This window comes from Aerococcus sp. L_32, from assembly GCF_050689315.1.
In genome coordinates, this window is sequence record NZ_JBOEQF010000153.1 from 1 (window position 1) to 5,033 (window position 5,033).

Sequence of the window (5,033 nt, forward strand, 5' to 3'; positions counted from 1 at the left end):
ACGGGAAATAGCTCAGCTTGGTAGAGCACTTGGTTTGGGACCAAGGGGTCGCAGGTTCGAATCCTGTTTTCCCGACTAATGGGGTAGCTCAATAGGGCTATCTTTTTTTTATTTTTAAATTTCGTGTATTTTTAAAAAGGTGCGAGACATGGCGTTCAGACAGGAGAGGGTTTCAACCTTCCTGTCTTGGCGTCGGTGCTTGCGCCTTTTTTCATTTTCTGTATCTATAATGGTACTTTTGACCTATGATTCTACCTTATAAAAAGTTTACAATAAAAATTGAAGAAATACGTTATACTAAAGATGATTAAAATTTCAGACAATAGTGTAGACTATTGAGGGGAGATTGGCTATGGATATGCATCGTAAACAATTCATACAGCGATTGATTCATTTACTGAATATTGTGGGTACGGTTGCGACTGTAATCTTTATTGTTTGGGCATGGCGGAACGGTTTGTTGGTAGATAAGGTGGCCTTTTTAAGATTTATGGGCCACTTTGGGATTGCCGCACCGCTGATGTTCGTAGTGATTCAATTTATACAAACGGTTGTGCCCGTGATACCTGGTTCGATTACCATCCCGCTTGGTGTATACATGTTTGGGGATGTCTGGGGCTTTATTTGGAATTTGATGCCCATTTTCCTTGGGTCCATATTCAACTTCTACTTAGCCCGCAAGTATGGCCGAAGTTTGGTCCATATGCTAGTGGGAGACAAGTACTATAATAAGGCCTTAAGTTGGCTGGATGACCGGTCGGGATTTAAACGGGTCTTGATTTTAGGGTTGATCTTGCCCTTTATGCCGGCTGATGTGATTTGCTATGTGGCTGGTTTAACCAATTTGTCTCTGTCGCGGTTCGTTCAAGTTTTAGCAGTAGGGAAACCCGTTACCATTTTGATTTACTCCTATTCAACTATCTTTTTAGTTGATCTAGTGAGTAAGTGGATATAGGAGTCTATGATGAAGATTTTATTGCACAGTGATATGAAGAAATCAATTCAACAAAGTGGGGTAGGACGCGCCCAGTTGCACCAGGAAATGGCCCTTGAATCTGCGGGCATTGCTTATACAACCAACTACAAGGATGACTTCGACATGGTTCACATCAATACCGTCTTTCCGCATTCCCTTGTTATTGCCAAAAAGGCAAAAGCCGCTGGTAAACCTGTCATCTACCACGCCCACTCAACCATGGAAGATTTCAAGAATTCCTACGCTTTCTCTAACCAAGCGTCGCTCGGTTTTAAATACTGGCTCAACACCTGCTACAACTCGGCAGACCTGATTCTAACGCCAAGTGAGTATGCTAAAAACTTACTTGAACAATACGATATCGATAAACCAATCCATGTCATTTCAAACGGGATTGACCTAGCTTATTGGCAAGCTAACCAAGAAGAAGTGGCCAACATGCGGGCGAGGTTTAATCTGCGCCCAGACCAGAAAGTAGCCATTTCAGTGGGTCTACAAATTGAGCGTAAGGGGATTATCGAATTTGTCGAGTTAGCCAAGCAAATGCCAGAGGTTACCTTTATATGGTTTGGCTATTCAAATCCTTATGCCTTACCTAAAGAAGTCAAAAAGGCCATTGCCACCAAGTTGCCCAATTTAATTTTTGCCGGCTATATCCCGCGTGACCAGGTCCGCGTTGCTTATCAAATGGCAGATGTCTATTTATTCATGACCCACGAGGAAACAGAAGGGATCGTCTTACTTGAAGCGTTAGCCAGCAAGGTGAACACGATTGTATCTGATTTGCCTGTCTTTGATTATTTAAAAGCTGACCGAGACGTTTATAAAGCCAATGCACTTGAAGATTTTAAAGTGCAATTAGAAGGACTTTTAGGCGGTGATTTAGCGAGTCTTAGTGAAAATGGTTACCAACAAGCCAGCTTGAAAAGTATTCAAAATATTGGCCAACAGTACATTTATGAGTACCAATATGCCCGTGCCTGCCAAGTAGAAAAGCAAAGCGATAAGAAACTCAGCAAAATCCTTTTTTCAACTTTTAAAATATAATGACACAATCTACAAAAAATGTAGACAAATTGACGGCCCTGTCTAATTTCAGACAAGGGTCGTCTTTTTTCGTAATATGTGCGTTCAAGGTCGCTATTTGTTATCATATGAAAATGATTGAAAAGGGGATAGATATGAAAGCAATTGGATTTGATTTAGACGATACCTTGTATAACCGATTAACCATCTATGAGGAAACCTACCGAGATATGCAGGCGACAGACCGCCATTTAGACGTTGATTTTGAGACCTTCAATCAAGTCTACGCTGAGTTCTCCGAGCAAGAATATCAAGCCTTTATGGCTGGCAAAAAGACAGAAGCTGCCTTCAAAAATGACCGGGTCATTGAAACCTACGCCCATTTCGGTCACGAAATTGACCAAGCAACTGCTATAGAGTTCAACCAACTGAAAAACCACTATCAAAAACAATTAAGTTTGAGCGAAGACTTAGTAGCCTTGATGGAAGCAGCCTTATCTAAAGGGATGACCTTATTTGTCTTAACCAACGGAACAACAGAGGCTCAAATCGACAAATTGACCAACCTAGGCGTCGACCAATTGATCGACCGGGATAAATGGTATATTTCTGAAAGTATGGGCGGGTCAAAACCGCAACGCAAGGTATTTGACGCCATTACTGCTGATTTAAATGTTGCGCCTCAGGAAATCTTGTTCGTCGGTGATGACTACCAAAACGACATTGAAGGGGCCATTAAAGCCGGATGGCAAGCCATTCACTACAGTAAAACAGAAGTCCCAAACACAGTAGCCACCTGTACAACAGATGACTTCCTAGAAATGCGGACTTTGTTAGGGAATTTATAGAATTCAACTTGCCATGTCAGGTATCTTGATATGAGTGAGGGATTTCGGTAGAAAATATACCTAAAGAAACAAAGTGTTTTTAATTTATTATAAAGACAAAAAATGATGTGAACGATTCGATTTTTGAGAAAGCCAGCAAAAGCCTATATTTTGTTGGCTTTTTTATTTGGCATCTAATAAAACATAACTATCATAATATGTAATATAATGTAACACGCTTTGTGTTTTTGCGGAAATTTCATTGACAATTGATTGTATTTAGCACATGATAAAACACATATAAAATGATGAGAAAGTAAGAGGTGTTTTTTAATGATTGCATTTATGGGGTACGCCCTGATTGTTATTTTCATGTTTGTTATTATGCGTAAGAAGATGTCACCCTTCATTGGTTTGGTGTTCTTGCCACTGTTATGGGCGATAATTGGACAAGTCTTTAATTTGTGGCAGATTGATATTGGTCAAGCGGCTATGGATGGCTTGGGGACCACATCATCTACCGGGATTATGCTATTCTTCGCAATATATATGTTTACCATCATGATTGACGCAGGTTTATTCGATCCCTTGTCTAACGCGATGATTCGTTTTGCCAAAGGGGACCCCTTAAAAGTCGCCTTGGCAACTGTTGCCTTAACGGCTGCTGTTTCCTTAAATGGTGACGGGACGGCGACTATGATCATTGTCTGTACCGCTATGGTGCCAATTTACAAGAAACTAAATATGTCCATGCTAAACCTAGCTGTTTTAACCATGACGTCACACTCAATCGTTAACTTACTGCCTTGGGGTGGGCCAACTGCCCGTGCTATCGCAGTTATGGGGGTTGAAACCAATGATGTTATGCGCGGACTAGTGCCGATGATGGTAGCTGGTTTGATTTATATGTTTATCATCGCTTGGATTTTTGGTTTACAAGAACGGAAGACGCTTGGTGTGGTCAACTTGTCTGAACAAGAAATGCAGGCCATGATGGTTATCGATGACCCAGAAACCCTTGAATTACGTCGACCTAAAAATGTCTGGATCAACTTAATTATCGTCCTTGTAGCTATTGGCTTATTGGTTGAAGGGTCTGTGCCTTCAGCGATTATCTTTATGTTAGGTACAGTGATCACCTTACTAGTCAACTATCCAAATCCTAAAGATCAAAAAGCACGAATTGACAGCAACGCATCTGAAGCCAACCAGGTGGTTATGACCGTATTTGGTGCCGGTATTTTCATGGGGATTTTAAACGCGACCGGTATGTCAGATGCCATCGCCACTTCCCTAATCACGATCATTCCTGAGTCGTTAAGTGGTTTCTACGGTCTAATCGTAGCCATTATTTCAGCGCCAGGTACTTATTTCCTACATAACGATGCCTTCTACTACGGCATGATGCCTATCTTGTCAGAAGCCGGATATGCTTACGGATTTACCCCGTTACAACTGACTTTTGCATCGTTAATCGGTCAATCTTTCCACTTGTTCAGCCCGCTAGTACCTTTCTCATACGTACTACTTGGTTTAACTGGCGTGGAATGGGGCGACTGGCAGAAAAAAGGTTTGGTCGTGTCACTTGGCATTTTCATTGTCTACGTGATTACTGCTGCCATCTTTGGTTTGTTACCCATTTTCCAATAATGATGAATCAATTAAAGCTATTATATTATCGACTTTAAAAGGAGTGGACTGAATGACGAACACACATACAATCGCCTTAATTCCTGGAGACGGGATTGGGAAAGAAATTACAGAAGCCGTTAAAGAGGTGGCAAAAGCCCTAGAAAGTCCAATTGCTTGGGATGAAGTGGTCGCTGGCCAAGACGCCATTGATGAAACGGGTGAACTGATTCCCAAAGCCGTTTACGACGCCATCGATACCCACAAGGTTGCCTTGAAAGGGCCCGTTGCAACGCCAATTGGTGAGGGTTTCAGATCGGTCAATGTATCGCTTAGAAAACATTATCAATTACATACAAACATCCGTCCAATCCGCGTATTAGGCCAAATTCCAGCCATACACCGGGATGTAGACATCGTCTTATTCCGGGAGAATACAGAAGATTTATACGCGGGTGTTGAAGCGCAAATTTCACCTGACGAAGCCCATTCCATCAAAATTATCACTAGAAAGGCCACAGAACGGATTGTTACAGCAGCTTTTGAGTATGCCGTAGCTAATGACCGCAAGACGA

5 protein-coding genes and 1 tRNA gene are annotated in these 5,033 nt (G+C 41.8%); all 6 read left to right on the forward strand.

The genetic code is table 11. The features are described from left to right. Window position 1 precedes the first annotated feature (1 nt). Window positions 2-75, forward strand: a tRNA-Pro gene (locus ACRCJ0_RS09260). Window positions 76-352: 277 nt separating this feature from the next. After that, the gene (locus tag ACRCJ0_RS09265) at window positions 353-955 is read left to right on the forward strand and encodes a TVP38/TMEM64 family protein (protein WP_431387658.1); all 603 of its coding nucleotides are present in this window, start codon (window positions 353-355) and stop codon (window positions 953-955) included. A 6-nt stretch (window positions 956-961) separates the two neighbouring features. Next, window positions 962-2,023, forward strand: a complete 1,062-nt coding sequence (locus ACRCJ0_RS09270) for a glycosyltransferase family 4 protein (RefSeq protein WP_431387657.1) — start codon at window positions 962-964, stop codon at window positions 2,021-2,023. A 107-nt stretch (window positions 2,024-2,130) separates the two neighbouring features. After that, window positions 2,131-2,850: an HAD family hydrolase gene (locus tag ACRCJ0_RS09275; RefSeq protein ID WP_431390266.1), complete on the forward strand. Its 720-nt coding sequence runs from the start codon at window positions 2,131-2,133 to the stop codon at window positions 2,848-2,850. A 312-nt stretch (window positions 2,851-3,162) separates the two neighbouring features. Then, entirely contained in the window at window positions 3,163-4,479 is a 1,317-nt protein-coding gene (locus tag ACRCJ0_RS09280) for a CitMHS family transporter (RefSeq protein WP_431387655.1), read from the forward strand. Window positions 4,480-4,531: 52 nt separating this feature from the next. Next, window positions 4,532-5,033: isocitrate/isopropylmalate family dehydrogenase (locus ACRCJ0_RS09285; RefSeq protein ID WP_431390267.1), on the forward strand; the 502-nt coding region annotated here is incomplete at its 3' end.

Coding starts and splice junctions, on each gene's coding strand:
- ACRCJ0_RS09280 (WP_431387655.1), top strand. CDS start 3,163: ATGATTGCATTTATGGGGTACGCCCTGATTGTTATTTTCATGTTTGTT.
- ACRCJ0_RS09270 (WP_431387657.1), top strand. CDS start 962: ATGATGAAGATTTTATTGCACAGTGATATGAAGAAATCAATTCAACAA.
- ACRCJ0_RS09265 (WP_431387658.1), top strand. CDS start 353: ATGGATATGCATCGTAAACAATTCATACAGCGATTGATTCATTTACTG.
- ACRCJ0_RS09275 (WP_431390266.1), top strand. CDS start 2,131: ATGAAAATGATTGAAAAGGGGATAGATATGAAAGCAATTGGATTTGAT.